The sequence below is a fragment of the Levilactobacillus lanxiensis genome (assembly GCF_016861655.1).
GTDB lineage: Bacteria > Bacillota > Bacilli > Lactobacillales > Lactobacillaceae > Levilactobacillus > Levilactobacillus lanxiensis.
Window position 1 is genome coordinate 241,551 of record NZ_BOLN01000003.1, and the last position, 26,692, is coordinate 268,242.

General features: G+C 44.4%; 23 protein-coding genes. 16 read left to right on the plus strand and 7 right to left on the minus strand.

Features of this window, described 5'->3' with window-relative positions:
- The first annotated feature begins 55 nt into the window (after positions 1-55).
- The gene (locus JUF22_RS05160; protein ID WP_203644182.1) at positions 56-1,732 is read left to right on the plus strand and encodes a DUF5776 domain-containing protein; all 1,677 of its coding nucleotides are present in this window, start codon (positions 56-58) and stop codon (positions 1,730-1,732) included.
- A gap of 114 nt (positions 1,733-1,846) precedes the next feature.
- Entirely contained in the window at positions 1,847-2,254 is a 408-nt protein-coding gene (locus JUF22_RS05165; RefSeq protein WP_203644184.1) for a DUF5776 domain-containing protein, read from the plus strand.
- A gap of 1,053 nt (positions 2,255-3,307) precedes the next feature.
- On the opposite strand, the gene JUF22_RS05170 is transcribed toward JUF22_RS05165, so the two are convergent.
- Positions 3,308-4,672, minus strand: coding sequence for an S-layer protein (locus JUF22_RS05170; protein WP_203644186.1), 1,365 nt, complete (start codon positions 4,670-4,672; stop codon positions 3,308-3,310).
- Between the two features lie 445 nt (positions 4,673-5,117).
- Between JUF22_RS05170 and JUF22_RS05175 the strand changes: the two genes are divergently transcribed.
- Together JUF22_RS05175 and JUF22_RS05180 are read left to right on the plus strand one after the other, a co-directional pair.
- Entirely contained in the window at positions 5,118-6,350 is a 1,233-nt protein-coding gene (locus tag JUF22_RS05175; protein ID WP_203644193.1) for an ImmA/IrrE family metallo-endopeptidase, read from the plus strand.
- Complete coding sequence (locus tag JUF22_RS05180; protein ID WP_203644195.1) at positions 6,337-6,840, plus strand: DUF4411 family protein; 504 nt, start codon at positions 6,337-6,339, stop codon at positions 6,838-6,840. Before JUF22_RS05175 ends, JUF22_RS05180 begins: the two co-directional genes overlap by 14 nt.
- Positions 6,841-7,019: 179 nt before the next feature.
- Here the strand turns inward: JUF22_RS05180 and JUF22_RS05185 are convergent, their stop codons facing one another.
- Entirely contained in the window at positions 7,020-8,336 is a 1,317-nt protein-coding gene (locus JUF22_RS05185; protein ID WP_203644197.1) for a tyrosine-protein phosphatase, read from the minus strand.
- A 149-nt stretch (positions 8,337-8,485) separates the two neighbouring features.
- Positions 8,486-9,667, minus strand: a complete 1,182-nt coding sequence (locus JUF22_RS05190; protein WP_203644199.1) for a PucR family transcriptional regulator — start codon at positions 9,665-9,667, stop codon at positions 8,486-8,488.
- A 128-nt stretch (positions 9,668-9,795) separates the two neighbouring features.
- On the opposite strand from JUF22_RS05190, the gene JUF22_RS05195 reads away from it, so the two are divergent.
- The 4 genes from JUF22_RS05195 to JUF22_RS05210 are packed head-to-tail and all read left to right on the plus strand — an operon-like array spanning position 9,796 to position 14,195.
- Positions 9,796-11,004: an MFS transporter gene (locus tag JUF22_RS05195; protein WP_203644201.1), complete on the plus strand. Its 1,209-nt coding sequence runs from the start codon at positions 9,796-9,798 to the stop codon at positions 11,002-11,004.
- On the plus strand, positions 10,997-11,740 hold the full coding sequence (locus tag JUF22_RS05200; protein ID WP_203644203.1) for a nucleoside phosphorylase: 744 nt from the start codon (positions 10,997-10,999) through the stop codon (positions 11,738-11,740). Before JUF22_RS05195 ends, JUF22_RS05200 begins: the two co-directional genes overlap by 8 nt.
- 20 nt (positions 11,741-11,760) lie before the next feature.
- The gene (locus JUF22_RS05205) at positions 11,761-12,975 is read left to right on the plus strand and encodes an MFS transporter (RefSeq protein ID WP_203644205.1); all 1,215 of its coding nucleotides are present in this window, start codon (positions 11,761-11,763) and stop codon (positions 12,973-12,975) included.
- 26 nt (positions 12,976-13,001) lie between these two features.
- Positions 13,002-14,195, plus strand: a complete 1,194-nt coding sequence (locus JUF22_RS05210; RefSeq protein WP_203644206.1) for a phosphopentomutase — start codon at positions 13,002-13,004, stop codon at positions 14,193-14,195.
- A gap of 93 nt (positions 14,196-14,288) precedes the next feature.
- On the opposite strand, the gene JUF22_RS05215 is transcribed toward JUF22_RS05210, so the two are convergent.
- Positions 14,289-15,182, minus strand: a complete 894-nt coding sequence (locus JUF22_RS05215; protein ID WP_203644209.1) for an ArsR/SmtB family transcription factor — start codon at positions 15,180-15,182, stop codon at positions 14,289-14,291.
- A gap of 248 nt (positions 15,183-15,430) precedes the next feature.
- On the opposite strand from JUF22_RS05215, the gene JUF22_RS05220 reads away from it, so the two are divergent.
- The 5 genes from JUF22_RS05220 (at position 15,431) to JUF22_RS05240 (ending at position 23,009) form a co-directional block, all read left to right on the plus strand.
- Positions 15,431-16,972 (plus strand): alpha-N-arabinofuranosidase, encoded by a 1,542-nt coding sequence (locus JUF22_RS05220; RefSeq protein WP_203639369.1) that lies wholly within the window; start codon positions 15,431-15,433, stop codon positions 16,970-16,972.
- Between the two features lie 14 nt (positions 16,973-16,986).
- Positions 16,987-18,360: an MFS transporter gene (locus tag JUF22_RS05225; RefSeq protein ID WP_203644211.1), complete on the plus strand. Its 1,374-nt coding sequence runs from the start codon at positions 16,987-16,989 to the stop codon at positions 18,358-18,360.
- Between the two features lie 236 nt (positions 18,361-18,596).
- Positions 18,597-19,460: a hypothetical protein gene (locus JUF22_RS05230; RefSeq protein ID WP_203644213.1), complete on the plus strand. Its 864-nt coding sequence runs from the start codon at positions 18,597-18,599 to the stop codon at positions 19,458-19,460.
- 41 nt (positions 19,461-19,501) lie between these two features.
- Complete coding sequence (locus tag JUF22_RS05235; RefSeq protein ID WP_203644215.1) at positions 19,502-21,277, plus strand: ATP-dependent nuclease; 1,776 nt, start codon at positions 19,502-19,504, stop codon at positions 21,275-21,277.
- The gene (locus tag JUF22_RS05240) at positions 21,270-23,009 is read left to right on the plus strand and encodes a UvrD-helicase domain-containing protein (protein ID WP_203644217.1); all 1,740 of its coding nucleotides are present in this window, start codon (positions 21,270-21,272) and stop codon (positions 23,007-23,009) included. The genes JUF22_RS05235 and JUF22_RS05240 overlap by 8 nt, the downstream gene beginning before the upstream one ends.
- Positions 23,010-23,398: 389 nt before the next feature.
- Here the strand turns inward: JUF22_RS05240 and JUF22_RS05245 are convergent, their stop codons facing one another.
- Positions 23,399-23,845 (minus strand): DUF5776 domain-containing protein, encoded by a 447-nt coding sequence (locus JUF22_RS05245; RefSeq protein ID WP_203644219.1) that lies wholly within the window; start codon positions 23,843-23,845, stop codon positions 23,399-23,401.
- Between the two features lie 28 nt (positions 23,846-23,873).
- Positions 23,874-24,158: a hypothetical protein gene (locus JUF22_RS05250; protein WP_203644221.1), complete on the minus strand. Its 285-nt coding sequence runs from the start codon at positions 24,156-24,158 to the stop codon at positions 23,874-23,876.
- Between the two features lie 155 nt (positions 24,159-24,313).
- Between JUF22_RS05250 and JUF22_RS05255 the strand changes: the two genes are divergently transcribed.
- From JUF22_RS05255 to JUF22_RS05265, 3 genes are all read left to right on the plus strand, one after another.
- The gene (locus tag JUF22_RS05255; protein ID WP_203644223.1) at positions 24,314-24,796 is read left to right on the plus strand and encodes a hypothetical protein; all 483 of its coding nucleotides are present in this window, start codon (positions 24,314-24,316) and stop codon (positions 24,794-24,796) included.
- A gap of 174 nt (positions 24,797-24,970) precedes the next feature.
- Complete coding sequence (locus tag JUF22_RS05260) at positions 24,971-25,549, plus strand: ImmA/IrrE family metallo-endopeptidase (RefSeq protein WP_203644225.1); 579 nt, start codon at positions 24,971-24,973, stop codon at positions 25,547-25,549.
- The gene (locus JUF22_RS05265; RefSeq protein WP_203644227.1) at positions 25,539-26,075 is read left to right on the plus strand and encodes a hypothetical protein; all 537 of its coding nucleotides are present in this window, start codon (positions 25,539-25,541) and stop codon (positions 26,073-26,075) included. Before JUF22_RS05260 ends, JUF22_RS05265 begins: the two co-directional genes overlap by 11 nt.
- Here JUF22_RS05265 and JUF22_RS05270 read toward each other — a convergent pair whose 3' ends face one another.
- Entirely contained in the window at positions 26,076-26,537 is a 462-nt protein-coding gene (locus JUF22_RS05270) for a hypothetical protein (RefSeq protein ID WP_203644229.1), read from the minus strand. It abuts the gene before it with no gap.
- Positions 26,538-26,692: the final 155 nt, after the last annotated feature.

The following is a 26,692-nucleotide window of genomic DNA, read 5'->3' on the forward strand; positions in this document are numbered from 1 at the left end:
TACAAATAATATTGATGATGAATGAAGGCGATGTAAAAGAATAGGAGAAAACATGATGAAGAAATGGATAAAAGGACTACTGGCACTGTCCGTAGCGATTGGTGTCGGCATGACCTGGAACTTTGTCTGGTCGAAGAATAGCCATAACAAGCAGACGGTGACGCCGACTACTTCTATACAGGCGGATGCGGATACGGTTAATCGAATTGAGCTTCAACCGGTTGATGAACGTGGTAATGAGATTATGGAAGCTATTGAAGTTGGACTGGGTGGAACGGGGGTTAAGGATACAGATTCATTTTCTAAGGTATTAGCGAATGTAGCCAATACACAAGATGGAATAGATTATATCGATGCCTTAAAATACTTTTCGCTGGTCAATAATAATTGGGGCCGTAATCGGGAAGTTTTTGGGAGCAAATTGAGAAAACAATTAAGAAACAGTAGTACAGCTGCTTTTGCAGATACTTTAAGATCAAATGATGACGAAAGGTATACTTTAAATATAGGTAAACTTGAAACCAATTTGAAACAAATGGTGAAAAAAGGAAAGCTTGACATTCCTTTTACTAAAAGCTACTTGGAGATGAACATTCTTGTTAGACGGCAGACGGTTGAAGTACCTAGAGAGCATAGTGAAGAAAAATATCCATACTATGGAATCAAAGGGACTATCGTTGATTTAGAATATTCAGATATCTATTCAAGTAATATGACTAGATCTGCGGATAAGCTGGTATTTGATGGTACTTCTCCACAGTCAGAAGTAGTGCGTATGATTGCTAATAAAGCACTAAGAACGGTAACATTTAACTATCTTAAGGCAAGTGATAATTCAAAACTACTGGACTCAGAACTGGTTCATGGACATGTTGCAGACGAAAGGGTTTATGAAGCTCCTGAGATTAAAGGGTATGTAGCCAGTCCGGCAGAGCATAAGGTTAATTTTGACTTTCAACAAGGTGAAAGTAAGAACTTTAACTTTGAGTACACAGAGACAGCGACTGGAAACTCCACGGATAATGAGAATACTGATAAAAAATCAGATAACAACAACGTAACAGCCGCTCCCAAGCCTGTAACCCCATTCAAGGTCTACGGCAAGCAAAAACTCTACCGCTACTCCCACGCCAATTTCACCAACAAGCGGCGGGTTCAAGCCCACGCCAAGAAGGTGAAGGCCCACGCCCCTGTGTTTACGGTGGTCGGGACGACGACCTCTAGCAACGGCGCGGCCCGGTACCAGCTGAGCGATGGCACGCACATCACGGCCAACAGCAAGTATGTCGGCAAGCTGTACTGGAACAGCGCCTACAAGAAGCTGTACGTGACGAACCCTAAGGGCATCAACACTTACAAGAGCACGGCGCTCGGGCAGAAAGTGGTGCACGTCAAGCAAGGCACGCCACTGACGGTCAAGCGCATGGCCAAGTACAACGGCATGACGCGGTACCAGCTGGCGAGTGGCCAGTATATCTCCGGCAGTAAGAAGTTAGTCTCACCAACGAAGCCGAAGCAGGTCAAGCGGGTGAAGGCGAAGACGACCGTTCGGATTTACAAGGACGTGAATTTGAAGAAGGTTGTTAAGACGTTTAAGAAGGGTAGTGTCATCACCGTTAAGGGTTGGGATTACTCCCATGGCAACGTCTACCACGTTTCTGGCTACAAGCGCTACAAGGTTGCCGGCGGGTACATCACGGCTAACAGCAAGTACGTGAAGATTGCCCAGTAACCATTTGGCAACTGACGGATCATCCGGAACACCAGGTGCGGGACTCTCGCAGGTCTCCCACCTTTTGAAAATAAAAATGAAGACTGAAGGCGATTTTAAAAAAGGAGAAGAACTATGAGTGTATGGACTAAAGGGATTCTATCAATAATGGTGGCGGCGAGCGTGGGGTTTGGTTGGAACTATGTTTGGACGAAGAGTAATCACTACACCGGCCGGCTGTATGAGAGCAGCACGCTGACGGCGGAGGCAGAGGGTGCGCACGGGCTGAGTTTACGGACCGATAAGAAGGGGGAAGCAGCTCCGTTCAAGGTCTACGCGAAGCAAAAACTCTACCGCTACGCCCAACCGACCTTTACCGCCAGCCAGCGGGTTCAGGTCTACCCCCAGGAAGCAAAGGCCCACGCGCCGGTGTTTACGGTGGTTGGGAAGGCCCGCTCGAGCAATGGCGTGGCCCGGTATAAGCTGAATGATGGGACGTATATCACAGCTGACCAGCAGTATGTTCAGGCTGTTGGGGAATAGTAGATTGGGTTGGGGAGTCGCCGTGGGGCGGCTTTTTTACGTTTTCGTGGGTGTTTAACCCAATCATCCCCACCAGTTAGGCAACTCACCGCCACTAGCCCCATCCCCTGATCGGCTAGCTACCGGTCACCCCGGGATCGTGGTTTACTGAAGGTGTTCAAGCTAGCGAAGAGAATTCGTGACTTGAGCCGTCGACCGGTCCGAATCCTAGAAAGCAGCTGTTAACGCATAACCGTTGCGGACGCGAGAGGTAGGGCCGGCACCACCCCAGTGACTGCCTAGGCGGCTACTGGTATTTGTTAGGAAGCGCGAATCCGGCCGGGAACCATTGGCTGATGGCAAGGGGCGCCTGCGACCCGTGAGAAGTTTCATGCAGGTTTAACCTTGTTTGACCGAGGGGTTGAGGCCATAGATAGGTGGTGCGCAGCCGCGGTCCACACTGGGCGTCTTGCGCAGGACGCTTCCAAGTCAGAAGCTCATGATTGTTGTGGGCTGGCCTTAACAATGTGAATGAGATAGTGACGCTTGGCTGGGGAGGATTGTTCTTCCTGGGTGGGCGTTGCTATTTTTGTGGGGTGGGCTGGAATCATACGCTGGGAAGGTGAGTGACTAAACCCAATCCCCTGAGACAGATTTTTACGTATCTAGTGAGGCGCGTGGTTTACTGAAGGCGTTAGGTACAGTTGGCAACTCGCCTAACGGTTGTACACTAGCTTGGTCAAGGTCGGTCTTAGCGGCGATCTTGATCAAGCTAGCTTTTTGGTTTGGACACGGATCAGAAAAAAGGCAAAAAAATAAGACAACTCTAGGAGCAAAGGAATTCTCGGCGTATGCCTTACTCCCATTCGGGAACCCAGCTGTATCCTTCAGAGTTGTCTTGAGTCGTATTTTACAGGGAGCTTGAGTCGTTCGTCAACCAATGTTTTTAGCAGGATGACGTCAAAAAGCTTGCGACTACCGGAAAGGGCGGCCACAAGCTTATTTGCGTTGCGTTTGAAACAGGCGACTACAGCCCAATATGGTTAAAGGTTAAACAATCAAGCAAAAATCAATCTACTGCGCAGTCATGGTACTAGACCCACTCGTCAGCGCGTATGAACCGGCGGCGTTGTAGGTCAGAGCCAGCGACGTGCTGCCAAAGGTGATGCCGGTTGGCAGAGAGGCCGTGTTCAGTGTGTACTTGGTGTATAGCTTGGCACCGGTTGAGTTGGTTGACTGGGTGGTGCCGTCAGATTCGTAAACGGGGACGTAGATCGTGTTCAATTTATCACTGGTCAACGCGGCACTCAGGTCGCTTTGAGAAGCCGTGGTGCCACTGACGCCGGTGTAGTCCTTGGTGAAGTTAGACTGGGCGGTGGCGACGGTCGTACTGGCATCGGCGGCCAGGGCGTCGGTGGTGGTCAATTTGTCATTGGCCCCGGTCGTACTGCTCAACGCGGACGAGGAGGCAATCGTGATACCCGCGGCGGCGTTGGCGGTGACAGGCACGGTCACGCTGCTGCCCCAGGTGTCGGTGCTGGTCACGTAGGTATTGGTGGAACTGGTCAGGCTGTAGCCGGCTGGTAGGTAGGTTGATGAGCCGATGGCCGTGTTGACGGTCGCGGCGTCCGTGGTGCCCAGGGCGGCCCCGGATTTGGCATCACTCGCGGTGATCAGAACGCCACTCTTGACGCTCTTGCCAGTACTGCTGTCGACGTAGTTCACGGTGACGCTCTTGGCGCTGGTGATGGCGCTGTTCTCACCCGTTTGCAGGGCGCCGGCGTAGATCCAGCCGCTGACCTTGGTATTGTTGTTGTCGGTCACGTGGTAGTAGAGCGAGCCTTCCTTGGTCTTGGTGGCGGCGGAGTCGACGGTAAAGGAATCCGTGGCGAGGGCGCTGGTACTGTTGATGACCTTGGTGGCCTTGTATTGGGTGTACTTCGGCGCGCTCCAGAGGGTGTTGGCGGTGCCCGGACTCTTCAGGTAGTAAGTCTTGGTGGTTGGCGTCGTGGCCGCGGTGGTGGTGCTAGCGGTCTTGATGCCCCCGGCAAATGTCCCCGCGGTGGTGCCACCGTAGATGTAGCCGCGGTATTTACCATCCATGGAAACGACGCGGTAGTAAACGGACCCGCGGTTGGTGGTCTTCTGGCCGTAAGCGCGGAAGTAGCTAGCGGACTTGTTGGAGCTGGCCAGGGACTTCATGGTCGCCTTGGAAGCCACCACTTTGGCCCCTTTGACCGTGCCGGGCTTGGTGTACAGCGCGTTGGTCCCGGTGGACGCCACGTTGCGGGCGGTGGCGTCCGTCTTCAGGGTGGTGTAGGCCCCGGCGGTCGCATAGGACTTGGCGGAAGCGCTCGTCGTCCCGGCGATGGTCGCGACACCGGCGAGGCTGAGGGCAGCCAGGCCGAGGGTAACTGATTTCTTTAAACTAGATTGCATATCTAGGTCTCCTTTGTGATCTGAGTCGTTAAGTTTGCGCTTAACAGGAGCTAGTATAGCAAGGAAATTGGCCAAATGAGCGTGACCCCCGAGTTATGACGGGGAGTGGGCATCCGGGGATTAGCTAGCGTGGTTGGGAGTTGGCGTGGGCGTTGATTGGGGATAAGGGGACGGCGATTTGCGGTGGGGTGTGGGTGCGGCGGGGGCTGGTGATTTAGGTGGTGAATGGTTGGGTGGCGGTGTCGGGATTTTTTTGGTAGCGTTTAGGTTGGGTTAAGTTAGGTTTTGATTTGGTAAAGAGTGGGGCGTGGAAATGGTCGCTTGGAGGAACCAATGAGGGGGTAAAACGAAAGTCGGAGGCGAACGGACATTCGGGGCTGGGGGTATGGTATACTTTCGATACGCTAATGAACGGGTGGTTAAACGCAGTGGGGAGGGGTGCCGAATGGCCAGTGTCAGAGTGGATGTGAAGCCGGAAATTTTGGCGTGGGTCGCGACGAACGCCCAGAGCTTAACGGATAAATGGCGTCAGCAGTTGGCGACTTGGATTGCCGGAGAAAAACAGCCAACAGTTAAGCAATTACAACAGATGAGTCGCTCGGCCAAGGTGCCCTTTGGTTACTTTTTCTTGGACCGCGTGCCGCAAGAAGACTTACCACTCTTGAAGTACCGGACGGTGGCAAATGAAACGCTGACCCAACCGAGCCGAGACTTGATCGATGTTATCACGGACATGGAAACCAAGCAGGAATGGTTGCGAGATTACCGACAGAAGCAGGGCTTTAGCCAGAACCGGTTTAACGGCGCAGCACAGCGAGTGGCAGGCTTATCCCAGCTGACGGCGACGCAACAGGCAGAAGAAATCTTAACGTTGCTAGAGTTAGAGCCAGGGTGGAATGAGGGCCCGAAGTCGTTCGACCGGTTTAAACAGTTGCGACAGCATGCCGAAGCTGCCAACTTGACGGTGATGCTGGACGGGTGTGTGCAGGGTAATTCACACCGGCCTTTAGATGAAGATGAGTTTCGTGCGTTTGCGATGACGGATGCGTATGCACCCATGATTTTTATCAACACCCAGGATGGCTACCGGGCCCGGCTATTTTCGTTGGTCCATGAGCTGGTTCACATCTGGTATGGGCAGTCGGAACTGTTTAACTTTGACTTTGAGTCGACAACACTAGTCCGTAATCCGGTGACGGAGCAGCGGGTGAATCAAATCAGTGAGGCCATTCTGTTTGACCAGGCGACCTTTGAGCGGTTGTGGACGGCGTCTGCCGGACAGAAGCCGACGAGTCGACTCAAGCTGGTCGCTGGTAGCCTGGGAACCAGTCCGCTGTCTGCGGGGATTCGCGCAGTGCGGCTGGGGTTAGTTACCCAAGCGACTCTCGATGACTTAAAGCAAGAGCTGCGCGCAGATTATCAGCAGTACAAGCAACGGCAACGCAATCAAACAGGTGGTCCGTCGCTCTATCAGGTGCGCGCGGCTCATATTGATCATGCCTTTGTGGTTGACGTGGCCCGGAGTGCTCAGGCGGGAGACACGAGCTATCCGGCGGCCTTTGCGTTATTAGGCGTTCGGCATGGGGCTGGGTTTGATAAGCTTTTGGCAGCGATAGAGGGGACGGGGAGTCATAGTGGAAATGGGTTCTCGAACGAGCTATTTAATGGATTCAAATAGTTTTATTGCACCCTTTAGAAATTACTATGCCATGGGCCACTTTCCCAGTTACTGGGGCTGGTTAAAGGCGATTATTGTTCAGCCAGATTCACGGGTTAAGGTTCCCTTGGCTGTCTATGAGGAGTTGACGTTAGGTGGGGATGACCTTTCTAAATGGACTCAGGGAAATTTGCAAGGTATCACTTATGACTCAGATACGATTGAAGTTTGGGCTAAATTTGGTGAGATTATTAATTACGTTCATAACTCCGGTTGTTATTATGGTGCAGGGAAAATCAATTGGGATCAGATTGGAAAAGCAGACCCGCTTTTAATTGCGATTGCGGCAGTTAAGGGTTGGCAGATTGTCACGTTTGAGCAGTCTTCAGGCAATGTTAGTCCGAAAAATCCGACTAAGAAGGAACCTAAGATACCGGATGTTGCACGGCAGTTTGGCGTGAGGTGTGTCAATCTGTATGAGGTTGAAACGGCATTTGCGTTGCGTGTTTGAGTGGGAGAAACTTGCGGCGTGTTTGGGGATTGATGTGAGGACAATCACCATGTACGAAGCTGGGGCCTTCCCAAGTAAAAAGGATAATGATAGTTTAAAATCGTTGATGGCAAAGAAGCCCGGACACTCATTGTAAGGTGAGTGCTCGGGCTTCTTTGGATTTTAGGGTTAATTAATGTCTAGGATTTATGGCCAACAACCTTGACTACATAGGATTTCAAAATCCAGCCCTTGTGACCAGCGTGGTCCTTAACCTGGTAGTAAGTGCGGGTCTTGCCGTTGATTTTGATGCGTTCAGACTTCACTAATTTCCAAGTAGTGCGCTTGTGTTTCGCGGTGTGACCCAGTGAGTTTTGAAGGTGGGCGTCCTTGAACCATTTTTTGTGGGCCTTGAGATGGTAAATGTACTTGGTGTGCAGCTTCTTGGTAGAAATAATCTTGCCTTTAGGCTTCTTCGTGACAATCTGATCAGCCATTCCGAACTCTGCGGGAACTGCAACGTCCAGTGCCTGTTTACCAGTAGCTGGGGTGTCAGTGTCTTTAGTGGTGGCTGGTTTAGTTGGTGTCGAAGCTGGTTGAGGATGACTGGGTTGTGGGGCTGGTGTTGGTGCAGGTGCTTGTGGTGCTGGGTATGGCGTATTTTTGCCATCAGTCGAGACTAGGAGCATTGAACGAAGCTTTTCCTGTTGCGGACGGGAGAAGCCGAGAACGTTGGTGATGTATTGGTCCAAAGTTTTGTAGCGACTGGTGATTTCCCAGTAATACTCATTCAGCCAGCTTTCCTTTACGGTACGGTTGGTTTGGGCAGATTGCATGAAGTCGTTCATAATCGTTTGTTTGTCCATCCCCAGGATAGTCATGATTAAAACGGTAGCGATACCCGTCCGATCTTTCCCGGAAGAACAATGGTAAAGTGTGGCCTGGTTATTTAACAGTAAGAGATTTAGAAAGCGGCTGTAGCCGTCGATGGCTGATTTTGTAAATTCTAGCTGTTCAACGTAAAATCCGCCGTCAGATTTGGCGAAATCAGCGTTCAAGGCAGAGTCATCAGTGTAGGCCTTCTCCCCAAGGATTGAGAGGCTGATGTTAGTTGTGCCAGCGATATATTGGTCTGGAAGTTTGTTAATCTGGCCATCGGTCCGGAAATCAACGATGCTGGTGACGTGGTGGTCATTAGTTAGAATTGTCTTGTCAGCGTCGGTGATTCCGTTTAAATTATCCGAGCGGAGCAAACGATTGGGTCGAATCTGCCATTTGTGGTCTGCGGTCTGGTATCCGCCAAGGTCACGGGTGTTTTGGGTACCGGTTAGCTTGACGAGCTTGTCGTTGACATCCCCATACAGTCTAATTTGGTTAGTATAATCTGGCTTGGTTGCTGCTTTGGCAGTGGCTTGAACCGAATTAGTTGCAGCGTAAGCACTAGGCGTCCCCGCGCCGAGCAAAGATAGGATAACACCTGCGATACTCAATGATTTAATGATTGATAATCGTTGCATGTAACTCCTCCTGATGGTGCCATAATTTGATGCAAGCATTAGTGTATCAGGGGAATGTTTTAGGGGCGTTTCGATTTTGTATTTATTTGGTAAAGACGATGCTTTTATAGTTTAGTCATTGGGTACAGTAGACAAACATCCAAAGGAAACTAGTTGGTATCGCCTAAAAGGTTGAGCACAGTCGCAATGTACAATAAAAACTTATCGTTAGTGTTCTGATAGTCAAGTCCAGTTTGCTTTTTAATTGACTGCAAGCGATAACGAATTGTGTTGGGATGAGTGAAAAGCTGTTCACTGGTTTCCTTTAGTGATTCATTTTCTAAAAAGTAAGTCAGTAGTGTTTGTTGAAGCTCTTTCTTTTGAAGGAGCAAATCAAGCTTATGAGGATAGAATGATTTCTCATGGTGTTTATGCAGCTCGCTAATAAGTCTCCAGATAGAAATCTCGTGATAGTAGGTGAGATTGTCTTCTCGTTTTAAGATACGTGCCATTTTTAGACTGAATTGGGATTCTTCATAGGCCTGATTCAGATCTTTTGCGCTATGTAGATTTGAGATACCAATATGAAATGCCTTATTTAAACTTGGCAAAGCAGAATTAAATACGTGAAAGTCGACGTTATGCTGTATAGACGGGGTAGATAACGTGGATTGTGAAAAAACAACAATGGTGGCGCCTTGTGCTGTCTCAAGTAAAAAGTATGTCAAAATACGTTGTTGCTGTTCCCATGTAGTTAAAATTGCTTTGAGTTGGCTAATTAAATGAAATAAGGATTTGAAGCGGCTGGGTAGTTGCGTAGGGTGAGAAAAGCTGAGTTGAATTACTCGGGCCGATTCTTTGTAGAGGTCGAGATCTTTAGTGCTAGAAATGAAATCAAAATCTGTATCAGCGACCAGGTTGCTTTTTAAAATATAGTTTAAATCTAGCTCAACCATGTGCTCAATTTGACGATCATAAAACAAAAGTTCATTAACATCATTCATGATTTGTAAATAGTTTGTTGCAGGACTGATGCTAAAGATGGGAAAGTTAAGATGTTTTGCTCTCTGAATAAGTGAATTTGAAACTTGGTAATCATCTGAATGAGGTTTAATAATGAGACAGCAAACATGTAGGCGCGACAATTTGTCGACTAGTAGAATTTGTTGTTCATCTTCTTGAGGGAGTGTTTCAGAGCTTGTAAGAAGAATTTCGCCACCTTGGACCCATTTTTCAAGACGAATGTCTTCAATGATTGTAATTGCGGAAACTAGTCTAGTTTCATCATTTATGGGAAGTAAAGGGAAAATAACATCAATGTTTTTCTTGAGAACTTTTGATAGTGTAAGCAATAGGATCAGCTCCTTTGTCTATATGAACAGTAATTTATAGCATTTGCTGTAGAAATCCACTAATTTCATTTGTTGCTGTAATGGTACACTATGCTTGAAAATTTGGAAACTATATTGGAGGTATTATTATGGCTCAGAAGATGAGAAAAGAACAAAAAACGGCCTTAACAACTAGTGCCGCAGGATTGTTCTCTCAATCTACAAGCACTATGCTCTTATCATTTGTTTTAGCTTCTATGATTGCTAGTTTTCACATCAGTGGGGCAGCTGGTGGATTTATTTCTACGATTACCAATATTGGGATGTTAGTCGGGGGCCTGATCTTTGGACCAATGGCGGATCGGAATGGACGGGTAAAGATCTATGCAGTTACAACAATTATTTATGCATTAGCAACAGGATTGATGGCGTTGGCAACCAATATTTGGATGGTTTACGTCTTACGGTTCCTAGTCGGTGTTGGTGGTGGTGGGGTTTATGGTGTAATCATGTCCATGGTTGCCGATGTCTTCAGTAGCAAACAACGTGGGCGCATCAATTCATACGTTACGGTTTCAGGGCAACTAGGGAGTATTGTTGCTGCAATAGCTGCAGCAATTTTGATTCCAATGGCTGGTTGGCGTAGCCTATTTGTTTTTGGCGCACTTCCAATTTTCTTAGGAATTTTTGTCTATTTTAAGGTTCCAGAGTCAGAGGAATGGCGTAAGGCTAAAGACAATACTGAAGACCAGGATGAGAAAGTTACTTTATTAGATTTATTCAAGAATGGAAACGCCTCCAACACCATCAAATTGACAATTATGGCAGTCGTTCAGGTGGCAGGATACTTTGGTTTGATGAACTGGTTGCCTTCCATTTTACAACAAAAGTCAGGATTGTCAGTCTCTGGTTCATCAATTTGGATGATCTCAACGATTGTTGGGATGTCCTTAGGGATGCTTGTTTTTGGCCAGATTATGGATAAAATTGGCAGCAAGGTTGCCTATTCAATTTTCCTACTAGCATCTGCAATTTCTGTGTTTCTCTACGCATTTGCGCAAACAAATGTGAGTTTATTAATTGGTGGTGCAATCGTTGGGTTCTTTGCTAATGGGATGAACGCGGGGTATGGTGCTATTGTAGGGAACCTCTATGAAACCAAAATTAGAGCGTCAGCGAATAACTTGATTTTTAATATTGGTCGTGCTGTTGGTGGATTCTCAGCCGTTGTGATTGGATTTTTACTAGATCATTCCACAATGGTTGTGACGATGGGATTCTTGTCGGTGCTGTATATTATTTCGTTCTTCACGGTATTGACTTTAAAGGACAATAAAAAGGTGGTTAATCATGAGTAGCGAACACTTAACACACATCAAGAAAGGCGATTTGGGTGAAGTTACTTTGGTTGTTGGTGATCCTGGTCGAGTTGACCTGATTTCTGGTGATTGGAACAATCGAAAAAAATTAGAAGATAGTCGCGAATTTGTGTTAGTAGTTGGCGAATTTAACGGACATCATGTATCTATTTGCTCGACAGGTATGGGTGTTGGCTCGACTGAAATATGTATTATTGAGTTATTAGAAAACGATGCAAAAATGATTATTCGCTGTGGTGGTTGTGGTTCTTGGGATGAAAATATCCATCCAGGAGATATCATTGTTAATCGGGCAATGGTTAGAACGAAAGGACTTTTAGGTGAATACGTGCCGGATGAATATCCAGCAGTTGCAGATCCGTTGTTAGTTAATAAGATTTATCAAGGAGCAGTTAAGGCTAATTTTAAAGCATATACGGGCATTGGTCTAACGACAGAAACCTATTTCTTTGGCCAGTATCGACAACCCAAGATTGAAGGGTCTAGTTTACAGGTGGATTCGTCTAGAATGACATATTGGCAGGAGCGAGGCATAATTAATGCGGAAATGGAATCAGCAGTTCTCTTTCTATTAGGTTCAATTTATCGTGTGCCAGTAGCAAATTGTTTGGTCGTTCACTTAAGCCGGGCTACGTATACTTGGGAAGAGCCAGCTGACTATAATCGAATTCATAAATTATCGGCAGAAACGGTCTTAAGGTCTGTTTTGGAATAGGGTTTGGAGGCATAGTGGGAATGGAAGAACAAAAGTCATATCAAAAGAAAGTTCTGGCATCATCGATGTTGGGACTAGGGCTAGAAGGAATGGACGTATTACTACTGTCCTTTGCTCTGAGTTCCATTATCAGTGAGTTTCATATTTCCTCTGCGGCAGGCGGTATGTTGCCATCGATTACAAATATCGGGATGTTATTAGGTGGTGTTCTCTTTGGATATATGGCTGATAAGCATGGACGAATAAAGACTTTTACGTATACTATTTTCATATTTGCCATTGCAACACTGTTAATGGCTTTTGCTCACAGCATAACGGAAATATATGTTTTACGATTCATTGTTGGTTTAGGTGCCGGTGGTGAATATGGAATTGGAATGGCACTAGTTGCTGAGGTATTCCCCAAAAATCGACGTGGACAAATGTCTTCCTGGATTACTGTTGGTGGACAAATGGGAACCTTGTTAGCAGCAATTATTGCGGCAACAATTATTCCTTTAGCAGGTTGGCGTGGAACCTTTATCTTTGGTATCTTACCAGTAATTTTGGCATATTTTGTCAGAAGGCATCTACCAGAAACTAAGGCTTGGCAGGTCACACATAAGCAAGAATTAGAAAACCATCAACATCCGAGATTGAAGATTCTGGTTAAAGATCCTAAAACAACCGGAATTACGATTGGATTGATTATCATGTCAACGGTCCAAATTGCTGGTTATTATGGATTAATGAACTGGCTTCCTTCACTTTTGGAAAAGCAACAGGGGTTATCAGTATCAGGGTCGTCTATTTGGATGATTTCGACAATTATTGGTATGTCAATTGGGATGCTTTGCTTTGGAAAATTATTGGATAGGTTTGGATCGAAGATTACTTACTCTGCATTCCTGATTATGGCTGCTGCGTCTATTTCTCTTTATTCTCTAGTGCATAATTCAATCTTAATGCTTGTAGTTGGTATGATTGTTGGTTTCTTTGCTAATGGTATGAATGCAGGATATGGTGCGTTGATTAGTAGTTTCTACCCGACGGAAATCAGAAGTTTTGCAAATAACGTTATTTTTAATACGGGTCGGGCAGTAGGAGGACTATCGCCAATTTTAATTGGTTACTTGATTGATAGAAGTGGTTTCTCTGCTGCATTACTATTCTTAGGGTCCCTATATCTAATTTCATTAGTTGTCGTTAACTTAATTCCAAATCCCTTGGGAGGTAAACAGAGCATTAAAAACTAGAATTTGGATGGAAGCTGATATGAGATATGAAAAGGTTTAGAAGAGTTATCGTATTGGTCCTAGATTCGGTAGGTATTGGTGCGTCCCCAGATGCTTATAAATTTGGAGATGAAGGAGCTAATACTTTGGGTCATGTTAGTCAGTTTTTTCCAGGGGGCCTAGACTTGCCAACTATGGCTAGTTTAGGTCTCGGAAATATCAAAACAGATGTGCCTCTAGTTGGTGTTCCTGTCCAATCATTACCGTTAGGATCATTTGGTAAGTTGCGAGAAGTTTCAGTTGGTAAAGATAGTATTAATGGTCATTGGGAATTGATGGGGGTACCAATCAATAAACCGCTCGATACTTTTCCAAATGGCTTTCCTCAGAAGTTAATTCAGCAAATCGAGCATTTTTCTAAGCGAAAGGTCATTTTAAATCAGGTTTATTCGGGTTCTCAGGCAATTTTGGACTTTGGTGAAAAGCAGAAAGCTGAAGGTAGCCTAATTATATATACGTCGGGTGATTCAGTTTTACAAGTTGCTGCCCATGAAGATTCGGTACCGGTTGAGGAACTTTACAGAATTTGTAGATTTATTCGTTCTGCGATTGATCATAGTAATTTGACTGTTGGCAGAATTATAGCACGTCCCTTTATTGGCACGCATAACAAAAGTTTTGTACGTAGTAATCATCGTAAGGACTTTGCGATGGTATCACCAGAAGAGACAGTGCTAGATTTACTTGCAGCAAATGGAATTCAGGTGACTGGTATTGGCAAAGTCAACGATATTTTCTCATCACGGGGGATTAAAAACAGCATTCATACCAGCAGTGACGCTGATGGTATGAATCAAGTGATTCGGTTGGTAAATTCACCGGGACAAGGCTTCATATTTGCAAATTTAGTTGATTTTGATTCTAACTTTGGACATCGTCGGGATACGCAAGGATATGGTGAAGAACTCGCTAGAGTGGACAATAAATTAGATGAATTGGTAAATCTGATGAGTGACGAAGATTTATTAATCATTACGGCTGATCATGGCAATGATCCTACATTTAAGGGAACTGATCACACTCGTGAGTTTGTGCCGGTGATTATTTACGCAAAGGGTATCAGTGGTAAAGATATTGGTATTCGTGAAACATATAGTGATGTAGGTGCAACGGTTCTCGAAAATTTTCAAATTGAAAATGATGGGTATGGTGAGAGCTTCCTAGGATTAATAACTGAGTAGATGATAAGCTATACGATGCCCGCATGAACTCAAAAAGCGCGACTGGCATAATCCAGTCGTGCCTTTTGAGTTCAGTACAAATTTTAAGTGGTTTTATGAACTATAGTACATGGTCAAATACATATCTTGATTGCTATTCCCAAAGCCCTTACCGAAAATAGTACAGCCGCCAACATGCTCAGCGTTAGCCTCAACTGAAATGCGCAGTTTCAGACGGCTGGGCAGGGGCATGAGGTCCGCAATGGTTGTGCTGCTGACCATTTTGCCGCCAATCCAGGTACCTTTGCTGGAGATGAGAACCGTCAACATGGTTCCGTACTGATTGAACTGTGAGGGGGTCCACAGTGGGGTATATTTTCCCCGTGTATCTGCGAAGTCGCCGGGGCTGGTCCAAGTGCCCAGTCGATGGTCATTTAGTGTGAATGTGATATCAGAGGGCCAATCGCTATTGGACAAAGGAATTTCTGATCCCATTTCAGCTGAAAGCGTTATCATTTCAACGTGGTCACTAGGGCTCAGATAGTTCCCGATTTGGTACTCGACGAAGCCTTGGCTGAACCATAAAATCCTGGCGTTCATCCGTTGTGAGTCGAGAAAGTATTTAGGTTCATCTACGTGGCCAATAAAACTGTTTAAATCAGCGAGGCCACAGGTCGGTTTGACGTCAAAATCATTGAACAAGCCAACGGGGATGTCGATTCGCTGGGAATTCAAGGCGGAATTAACTTGACGAGGAACCTCCATTTTAACTTCGTCGACGCTGATGTGAGAGACCTTACTCTTGCCATCTTTGGTAAAGTTGATGAGGCCAGCTTTCTGGAGCTGATTGACGTGACGCAGTGTGAGCGGTTGGCTCAAACCTAATTGTTCCGCTAATTCTTTGACACTATATGGTCGTTCGCAAAGCAAGCGAATAATATGGAGTCGCACAGAGTTAGCTAAAGCTTTATAAACGGGTAGGGATTTATCAGTAACATCTACGAGCATCGTGAAATCCTCCATTCTTGATAAAATTATTTATATGTACAGGGTCAGATACCCTTGTCTATCTATTAACAAGTATAAAAGGTTATCTGAAGAACTTCAATTACCACTTTTGTTAAGTGAAAAAGCATTTATCGAATTCAGTTGTCCATAAGTTATTGTAACCGCTGTCATATTTGCTAAAATGTACCTGTAATCATGAAAGACAGATGTAAATCTGATTGATTAATTTAGCGAAGGAGATATTTATAATGAAGTCTACATACAGCTACGATAAGCTATTTGAAATTGGCAAGGTTGATCCTAAGGTTTGGAGTTCCTTTACAGAACATCTAGGCCGTTCCATCTATGGTGGGATTTATGACCCAGACAAAGATTTCTCTGATGAACATGGTTTCCGTAAAGATGTTAAGAAGGAAGTCAAGGACCTGAACCTGGGGGTTATCCGTTATCCTGGTGGGAACTTTGTTTCTAATTACAATTGGAAAGACGGTATCGGCCCTAAGAAAGACCGGAAGAAGACCATGGAATTTGCTTGGTCTAGTATTGAAACCAACCAATTTGGTATCGATGACTTCTGCGAATGGGCTGAAGAAGTCGGTGTTGAACCCATGATTGCCGTTAACTTAGGGACTGGGAGTATTCGTTCCGCTGCTGAATTAGTTGAATACTGTAACCATGATCATGGCACCTACTGGAGTGACCTGCGGATTAAGAACGGTCACCGTAAGCCTTACAACATCAAGTACTGGTGCTTAGGGAATGAAATGGAAGGCGACTGGCAAGCCGGGCATATGTCTGCTGAAGAATATGCGAAGAAGGCCCGGGAAGCTGCCAAGATGATGAAGTGGGTCGACAAGAGCATTAAGTTAGTTGCTTGCGGGAGCAGTTACGAAATGCTACCAACGTATCTGGAATGGGACCGGACCATCATGAAGGAACTTTACCCATACGTTGATTACATTTCTACTCATAATTACAACATGAATTCTGGTCAAGGGAACACCGATTTCTTAGCTTCTTGGAAGCAATTGGATACGCACATTAAGAACACGAAGAACTCTTTGAACTTTGTCCAATCCTTACAGACGAAGTACCGTGACAAGCAAATCAAAATCTGCCTGGACGAATGGAATGTTTGGAACTTCCAAGACATCAAGTTGGATAACCTGGACGACCTGAACGGGATGACGACGTTTGAATTGACTAGTGCTAAGAAGTGGGAAGAACATCCAGCCATCTTACAAGAAAAGTATTCACTGTTAGATGCCTTGACCGTTGGTGGTTTAGGGATTGATATTCTGAACAACACGGATGCTGTTGAAATTGCTTGCTTGGCCCAATTACTCAACGTTATCGCGCCTATTACGACTGACGAAAAGGGCAATCTGTTAAAGCAAACAATCTACTACCCATTTGCCCTGTTAAGCAAGTATGGTCGTGGCACTGTGCTTCAACCACAAGTCTCCGGTGATACGCAAAAGACTTCTTACGGTGTTATCCCCGTGATTGAAAGTGCCACGGTTTACGATGAAGCTAAGCATCAATTGCACGTCTTCGCTTTGAACTCTGATACTGAGAATGACGCAACGTTGTCCTTGAACTTCACCCGTTTAGGCAAGACTAGTTTGACCCAACACATTCAATTTACTGGAAATGATTTGGAAGCCCGCAACACGTTTGAAGATCCAGAAAAGGTGGTTCCTACCGAAGCAACGGTGAAGGATGCTAACGCAACCGATATCGTTTTGGCCAAGGGCTCATGGAACGTTTTGAACTTTGACGTTGAATAATCAGGGGTGAAAATATGGAAAGTGCAGAGAAACAAGAGTCCGTATCTTCCTCACTTAAAGAAAACCTGGGCTTTAAGGATTACCTTGGCTTTGGTTTCGGGGATATGGCGGTTAACTTTACCTTTGCTTCACTAGGAATGTTCGTAGTCTACTTCTATACTGATGTGATTGGTATCTCGGCCGGAATTATTGGGACGTTGATGCTGTTCTCACGGTCATTTGATGGAATCATTGATGTTGTCGTTGGTGGCTTAGTTGATAAGACCCATAGTCGTTGGGGGAAGACGCGGCCATGGTTGTTATACGGGGCTGTGCCGTTTGCTGCACTGACGATTTTACTATTCGCGGTGCCAACGAGTTGGTCCGAGGTTGCTAAAGTTGTTTACATCTTTGTTTCGTATAACATTTTGATGGTATCGTTCTCAACGATTGCGATTCCTTATGGGACCCTGAACTCATTGGTTACCCGGGATCAACATCAACGGGAAATCTTCAACTTGTTCCGGATGTTCATGGCACAAATTGGGGTATTGATTGTTACCAACGCGACGATGCCATTGGTTAACTTCTTTGGAAACAAACAGGTTAGCTGGGTTATCACGTACGCAATCTTATCCGCAATTTCAGTTGTTCTGCTGATGATTGTGTTCAAGTCACAACGTGAACGGGTTCAGGAAGCACCAAAGGAACAGATTCCACTGAAGACCAGTTTAAAGGCCGTTTGGCACAACAAGTACTGGTGGATTGCAACAATCTTCTTCATTATCTACAGTATCGGTTACGCGCTGAACCAAGGGAGTACGATTTACTACGCTAAGTACATTTTGCATAACGATTCTTTAGTTGGGGTCTTAACGATTGGTTACTTAGCACCCGTTCTGATTGGATTCTTAGTTATTGCTGGATTGTTTAAAAAATATGGTAAGACGAAAGTCATGGTTTATGGTTCTTTGATCAGTATCGTTGGTTACTTGGTCACGTTGGTTGATGCCAAGAGCTTTGGCATGGTCATGACGGCCCAAATCATCAAAGGCATCGGGCAAGCACCACTGCTTGGTGGTGTTTGGGCAATGTTCCCTGACACGATTGAATATGGGGAATGGAAGACCCACGTCCGGATTGAAGGATTGCTCTACAGTGGCGGTAGTTTAGGCCAAAAGATTGGTGTTGGTCTTGGGACTGCGCTGACTGGCTGGGTATTAGCTTGGGGCCACTATGATGGGACTCTGGCAACTCAATCTGGTAGTGCGATTCAAGCGATTTATCAATTGTTTATCTACATTCCAGTTGTCATTTACATTCTGCAAATTGTTATGTTGTGGATGTACGACCTGGATAAGAAGTACCCGAAGATTATGGCCGATTTGGCTGAACGTAAAGCTGAATAGGTGTATTGGAAAAGCCATGCTTGACCGCTGTTTGTTGGCGGTTAGCATGGCTTTTTTGCTAAAAATCAAGTCGTTAGAGTAATTGGAGATAGTGCTGAGAATATTTTTGGTGACAGATAATGGTAGACACTAAATGTCGGAAACTATGAATTGCCACAAAGTAGAGGGATGTCTATAGTATTTAGCTGGTTTCGGGATTATTATAAAAGTAATTTACAAGCCAGGAGATGTTGATAGTGAAATATGAAGGGATTAGTGATGCTACTAAGCGTTATCTTAGGCTAGGAGTAGCTATTGTTTTAGGCTTGATAATTGTCGCACTTGTTTTAAATTTAGGCTTTCATATGGAACTTGGCAGTGTCTCCGACCTAGTTAGCGGTCTCGGTGCTATCATCGCTATCTTGGGAATTGGCTGGCAAACAACCATTCAGAAAGATCAAAGTGAGGCCCAACGTCGATTAGAGTGCCGTCCTTTTAGTGTGACCATGCGTTACTGGACAGAACCGATTTCAGCAGATACGGTAAAGCTTTATGATTCAATGGATGCTAATGCTGAACTGGATGGGGATGGTGAAAACACACGGGCCGGTAACAAAATTAAAGCGCTCTTACAACAGTACATAGGTATAAGAATGGGTGCTATTCGAGTTCAGATGGAGGGAGACACTCCAATCTATAACGTCGTTTTGCGTCTACAGGAGGCAGAAAGTGCTAGTGACAAAGATGTGGATAATGAAGGTAAAAAGGAAAGCGAAAGTATCCATATCCCAGTGCTACGGCCCAACGTCAAGTATATTTGTTTGACCACCAACGTCTTGGAGAAAATTCATCAAAGCTTGGATGTAGACATCAAAGAATTGGAAAAAATCGGTAAGGCAAAGTCACGGCTGTATCCAGATGAACTGAATAAAACTAATCATGCGCAGCTGAAATTTTCTACAGCCTGTCATGAGGATGTTCTAATCTCTTTGAGTACTAAGGTGGGGGACTTTCATTTGGATAAGGAAGCAATCACGTATGGTAAGGAAATCAAAGAGGACTTTGAGGCCTACGATGAAGGTGAGGGGTATTCTACTCGGCGGGTTCGGATTGGGGAATGAATTTAAAATTATTACATGAGTATTTGTAGTCGGAATTGTCGATGGAACAATCCTTTTTTAAATTGATTGGAGTGGTAAATGTGTATTTAAAAAGAGTAAAAATCACAAATTACAGAATGTTATCAGACGTTGATATGACATTTGATTTGAATGTAAATTACTTGGTAGGACGCAATAATATTGGTAAGACAAGTACTTTGGATATGATTGAAACCATTTTAGAAGGCAAAAATTTTCAAAGTAGTGATTTTTCAAATCCGGAAAGTCCGATTGTCGTTGATATGACATTTCTCTTATCAGACGATGAGTTGGGTGTTTTTGGGGATAATTTTTCTCCAGAAAATAAAAATGAGGTAGTTTTGACATGTACACAATTATTTCCGGACGATCGAATTGAATTCATCCATAAGGATACAGAATCGGATATATCCGTTGTGCAAATTAAACGAGCAAATTATGTAGGGTATTCTTCAAATGTTAAGCCAGTTAAAGAAAATGATTTAACTGCTAATTACGGTAAATACAAATTAATACCACTTTTAGTGAATTCATACATTAGTTCGTCTAATGAGAAAGATAATAAAATTACAGAATCCCCACATGAAAAAGAATTGATTGATTTTATCAATAAGAACTTGCATAGAATCAAACCCTTTGAGGAAAACGAAGTGTCAGTAGGAGTCGGATCTGATTACTCTGAGTACATTACTAGGGCGCTAACGGTAACAGACAATGAAGGCATAGGATTTTCAAATTTAGGATATGGTACTCAATTTAGTAGTTTAATTTCGTTAAGAATTATTGATCAGATATTTAATTGGAGTCGATATGGGAAATTAGATACACACATTGTTGAGAATACAAGTGGACAACATATTTTGAATGTTATTTTATGTTTGGATGAGCCCGATGTACATTTACATCCCAACTTACAAGTAAAGCTGATGAAGCAGGTACAAAAAATGCTAAAAGGAGAGGATAACGGATTTAATGAGTTGTTGAAAACATTATTTAATATCGATGTAATCTCAGGTCAATTATTTGTTGTGACTCACTCGCCTAACGTAGTGGCAGGAGACTTTACTAAAATTTGTCGTTTCACTCGGCGACTTGGTGATGTTGAGGTGGCATCTGGTTCGTTAATTAATTTGAACCCTAAGGAGTTAAAAATGGTACAACAACAAATGGCAAACATTAAGGATGCCTTGTTTGCTGATGCTGTAATCATTGTAGAAGGGTATACGGAGGTTGGTGCGATTCCAGTGCTAGCCGACAATATTGGTAAATCATTAATAGACTTTAACGTTGATGTAATTGGAGCGGGAAGTGTTACAGCAGTGCCTGCGCTAACTAAAGTATTGTCGTACTTAAAAATAAAAAGCGTTTCTATTATTGATAGTGACGGTAAAGACAGACAAATGAAGGTAGAAAATCTATTTATTACAGATAAATCTGATTTTGAAGATGAATGCTGGAGTAGTATTACGTTGGATGAACTAAATAATTATTTTGGCGATTTTGAGTTGTATATCAAGGGAAATGAGTACACAGGAAGTTATTGGGATAGAACATTTGGAGACGACTACAAGCAGCAGCGTCTTATTCCCGAAACAAATATTTCTGAATTGGTTGAAAAATTTCTACGGAATCTTTCTAGTGATGAGCGGGCAAAGATTAAAGAAAATATTAGAGAAGATGTTATTAAAAAGTACTTTAAAGATAAATCAACTTTGAATGGACGTTTGATTGCAGAAAACATTTCTTTGACTCCAGACGTATATCAAAGGGCAATTGAGGTGGCCATCAAAGATGAATAATGAAAAATTAGCTCAGAAGATAATTTCGGAAAATTTAGATGATCCGACTCAGCTATCAGTGATTCAAGCCCAAGAAAAAAATGTTATCGTTGAAGCCCCTGCCGGGTATGGAAAAACATATACAATGGTAAGCATGATTCAATATTGGATGGCAAAAGATTACATTAAAAACTATAAAAAAGTTTTATGCTTATCATTTAGTGTGAGTGCTGCACGTCGTATGAAGGAAAGTGTGGGGCTGGCATTTGAGGGGAAAAGTCCAGAGCTGGCTGATAAAGTATTTGCAACCAATTTCCATGGGCTGTGTCGGGGTATTCTTCGGAAGTATGGATATCTGGTTGGACTCAGAGATATCGATAAGTATACGAATTTGGGCACAACTCAGGCAACAGCTTATAAGAGCTTGGATTCAGAATCACTGGCTATTGTGAATACTTTTGAGAGCGGAATTAGCAACGCAAATGTGTCCGAGAAAATGTTGGACTCCATGATTTTTAACTACAATAAAGTAATTAGAAATGGATTTTTATGCAGGTCGGAATTACCTTATAATTCGATAATAACGTTTGTATTGGAACTGTTCTATAAGTTCAATGATGTGTTAAGTTTCTATAGGGACTATTTCGTTGCAATTTGTGTCGATGAATTTCAAGATACTAATATGTTAGGGCTGTCATTGATACATAAATTGGTTGGTAAAGAGAATAAATTCATCGCATTTGGCGACTCTATGCAAGAGGTTTATGGATTTTTGGGTGCAATGCCTGATCTGATTAGCCAGGAAACCCTGAATACAGAATCAAAGTACGTGCGACTGAAAATTAATCATAGGTTCCATACCAATCGTCTAATGAGAACGTTAGATGCAAATTTTCGTAGCTTCCGAGAAAATCCGCAAAGTCAGTACAGTCTCCCAGTAACGGGAATTCAGGCTCTTCATGGCACTACAATTCCAGAAGAGGCAGATAAAATTTCGTCATTAATTAATAGGATGTTGGAAAGAAATTCAGATAATAGGATAGCTGTTTTGGTTTATCAGAAGGGGAGAAATACTGACGCACTGATAAATAAATTGAGTTTTAACCTGGATGAACAAAACATTAAACTTTTTGATGCTACTTTTGATGAAAATAGTAGTATTGTAGTTGATTTTCAAGAAAGAGTAGCTTTGATGTATCAGGAAAAATTTGCTAGTAGGCCGATTATGAAATTAGAAATAGATGAGTTTATAGATGAAATCTCACATGAGCTGTCAAACACAAGATATCTTGATTCACTTGTCAATCTATTAAGGGCTTTCTTAAGTGGAGCAGCAATGAAAGTTCGTAGTCGACATCGTTCTGAATTCATTATTGATACACTATTGTCAAATTCACTTAGACAAAGTATAGGTGATGTTAAGTTGCCAGTTACTGTTAGCAAAATTCATGGTTCTAAGGGACTAGAATGGGACTATGTCATTATTGCAAACTTTGAACAAGGAGAGTTTCCAAATTACTATGACTCCAGAGCCATTGGGTTTCAGCAGGGGGAAAATCAGTTAATTGTTACCAAAGATAACATTGCAGCTGTACGGGAGTTTGTAAATAAATTTTATGTGGGGTTCACAAGGGCTAAACATGGTGTGTTTGTTGCGTTCAGTGATACCAGATATGCAGGTAGTCAACTTCAAAGAACACAAGTATGCTGTCTAGCCACGCTACATTTTATAGAGTTGAGGGAGTTGTCTTAGAACTACTCTAGGAGAGTATCAGGATGTCTTCTAAAGAGTATTACACTGCTAGCAAAAGCAATTTGCCATTAAATGAATCGGTATTTTAGTATTTAAGTGGCGATTCATTTGAGTAAGTACGGTCATCGAGTCAATTGGCACACCAACTTCTGACTGAGAGAGCTTGATATATATATTATTTTGTTTACTCGGACAATCAAACGTAAATTGCCATTACCGGCTGATTGTGCCAGAAAACAATTAGTTTATTAGGTTGAACATGGTTCATATAGAAATGTATGTCATAGCTAGAAAGCATTTGAAATATAAAAACGGACTACCTCAGAAAAGTGAGTGTGGCCCGTTTTAACGTGTACAGTTATTTGGCCACAGCCATGACTAAAATCTTATTACCAGGGATGTACTGGCCGGTAGCCAATTGCAGGCGAGTCGTCCGTCGATAGTACCTTCATGATCTTGCCACGGGCAACGTGCATGACTCTCTGCGTTAGATTTTGGTTGTGGTAAGTGTTGATACCTTTAGCATTGATTACTTTCACTTGGCCGACAGCCTTCTGATAGTAGACTGTTATCACAAAGTTGGTTTTCGCCGTGATGTAGCCGGTCTTGCAGTAGGCGGCGCTATCATGATTCACGTCACGAACTGCGTAGCGCAGGCGGTCAGCACTGGAATAAGCCTGACCCGTGACCACGAAGATGGGACGCTGGATCCATTTAACTTTGGGATACTTGGCGATACGCTGGGACTTCTTAAATGTTGGCTTGCTGTAGAGGTAGAGTGTCTTTAAGCCATAAACGGCATCTGAATAGGTAGAAAAAAGCCGACCATCTCCCATCGGAAAACAGCCGGCAAAAATAACTAAATTAAGCTTCCAGCGCAACCACGCTAGATGTTTGGATAAGTTGCTTGAAGTCGGGACCCACGGCGAACCAGTCGGCGTGACTGAGGAAGCCTTGCAGGGCCACCATCAGGTCAGAAGCGGTCAGTTCCGTGTCGGCCAGCAGGGTGCCGTCGAGGATGGATTCGGCGTAGAATTCGCGTTTGCCGGTTTCCTCGTTCTTATCGTGCGTGCCCTTCCAGGCCTTGAGTGGCGTGTCTTGGTCGATGGTCAGGACTTGGTTATTGGCGAGCGTAAGTTTGATGGACATGTTGCACCTCATAGTTTTAGATTTGATTGGTCTATTGTAACGTAGATTGTGAGTGGGGGAAACCAATCCGACTAAAAATGGCGTGGGGTGTATACTGAAATTATCTCGTTAGTGTCAAGATTAGCGGGCAGATTGGGTTTCTGGGAGGAGAAAATATGCAACAATCAATTCGTTTAGGGTTAACCATTCTCGCGGTGAGCGGGGGATTATTGGCTGGCTCCACGACCACGCACGCTGCAGTGGTCACGCATCGCGGCACACCTAAGATTGCACGCGGCTGGTGGCGGACACCGAAGCACAAAGTTTATTATCAATCACAGGGCCAGCGGAAGTATCACTGGGACTATGCCACCCTACATATCACGCGCCATGCCATTCAGGAAACGACCGGCACCTGGGGTGAAAAAATTGGGATGAACGAGCTGATCAATTTCAAAACGACCGTTGACCACCGCAAGACCTACACGGTGACGGGCAATTACGTTCAGGCCAGTGACCGGACGTATACGAAATCGTTCGCGCGGTCCGGCAAACGGCTACTTACATTTGATGCTGAACAGGGGACGGCATTACGGATGCAAGTCTGGACGCCTTTCAGTGGGCGACATTCACGGGCGACGGATTATCCATATAAATAGGCTAGAAAATGATCACTGATTAGAGATTAAAGGATTCGCCAATAGTTAGGCAGTCGGGCAACTGATTGGGTGAAACGAAAACAGTAGGACTGATGGTTGTCCCGTGGTAAGATTGGTGACAGCTAAGAAAGTCGGCAATGGGCGTTGCACTTAACGAATATGGAGGTGGCTGCTATGGATAGTTCTACCCGTCAGACAATTGATGAACTCGCAGAACTTTTGCATAAAGAGATTTTTGCAGAACATAGTGACTATCGAAATGTTGATAGTTACTTGGAGGCCGAAGGTATTGACGTTAAATACATTTTAACTGAGGAATTCGACGGCTATTTACGGTGGGATGGGCAAAGTAATCGGCCAGTGATTGCAGTGAGTGCTTTGAACGTTCCGGTTCGGCAGAATTTCACTAAAGCCCACGAGCTGGGGCATTTGATTTTACATTGGAAATGGTTACCTGACATGACACAAGTGGAGCTAGCTGATTTTAAGCAGGACCAAGTTCTTGAAGTGTCCTATCGCGGTAAGGCTGACTACACGGTACAGGAACAGATTCGGGAAACGCAGGCCAATGAATTTGCCGCGGCGTTTTTGATTCCAAATTATAAGCTGACAGAGACCGTAGAATTAGCCGCTCAGGCGCATGATACCTTACCACAATTGGTCAAACGAATTGCGAAGACCTACTTTGTGGCCGAAATGACTGCTAAGATCCGATTACAAAACTATCGGAGGCTACTGCTGGATGGCAAATGATGATTTGCGGCGTTATCTCGAGCAAGTGCAGCAACAAGATTCAAAATGGCAAGAGAGCACTGAATCGTCAGCGTTAGCGCATGCTCGTGAGTTGTTGACGAAATCTCACGATGAATTTCCTTCAAATGGAACGGATGTTAAACGAAAAAATGCTTTAGTTGGTAAGCGGCGTCTAACAGAGTTTGAAACGCAATCAAGTGCTGAGATGCAACGAGAAATGATGAAAAACTTAAATCATGTTATTTTTAAGGAAAATCGAGATAAGAACCAAATGAAGCATTCGTTACTGCAGTACTTCATGTGGTTCTTTTCAATTGTCACGGGTTTGATTTTCTTTGTGGTAATTGACCCAATGCAATTAGGCTATTCGGATTCGCTAAAAATTGCCTTGATAAGTGGATTCTTCACTAATTTGATTGCATTGTTCATCATCATTTTTAAATATGTTTTTTCACCATCCAAAGAAGCATGGGAATTCTGGAAATCTGTTCGCGATGGTGTTAACAAGAATGAGTCTGTAGAATAATCAGTAATTTAAAAGCACAAGTGACGCCCCCAAAGAGACTGGGATGGCGGTTACTTGTGCTTTTTTGCTTGCCAATCGTTTACGTTTCTGCCGGGCCCGGTCTCGGCGAATGCGTTCGGCCTGCCTTTCATCCTCGGCGGTCCACAGGCCACAGCCGTGTTCTGTAAATAGGTTGCGCTCACAAGTGCCGCGGGCCTGGGCAAACGTGTAGCGGGCAGTGTCGAACAGCAGGGTGATCACGCCCTGGTGGTAGGCGTCGTCCCAGATGCTGCGGACCAGCACCACCATGCCCTTCTGCTTGAGATAGTCGTGCAAGGGAGCCAGCGCCGCGCCGGTGGGGTCAACTAGGCCGAGTGCGCGATAATTCAGATTGGTGATGATGCCCCAGCGCAACAGGTGGGCATGGACCGCGGCCAGTGATTGGGGTTGCGCGTGAAAATGGGCGTTAGGGGTTGAACGCATGAGCTAGTCTCCCTTCTATTTCGCACCAAAAAGCCGGGTAGCCGCCGTGAGCAACTACCCGACTGAATGGCCGAGCTTAATCATGGGGGTCGCCAACTGACAAACGCCTGAGCATTACGTCAGTCGCAAGGTGGCAACGGCCACCAGATAGGCGG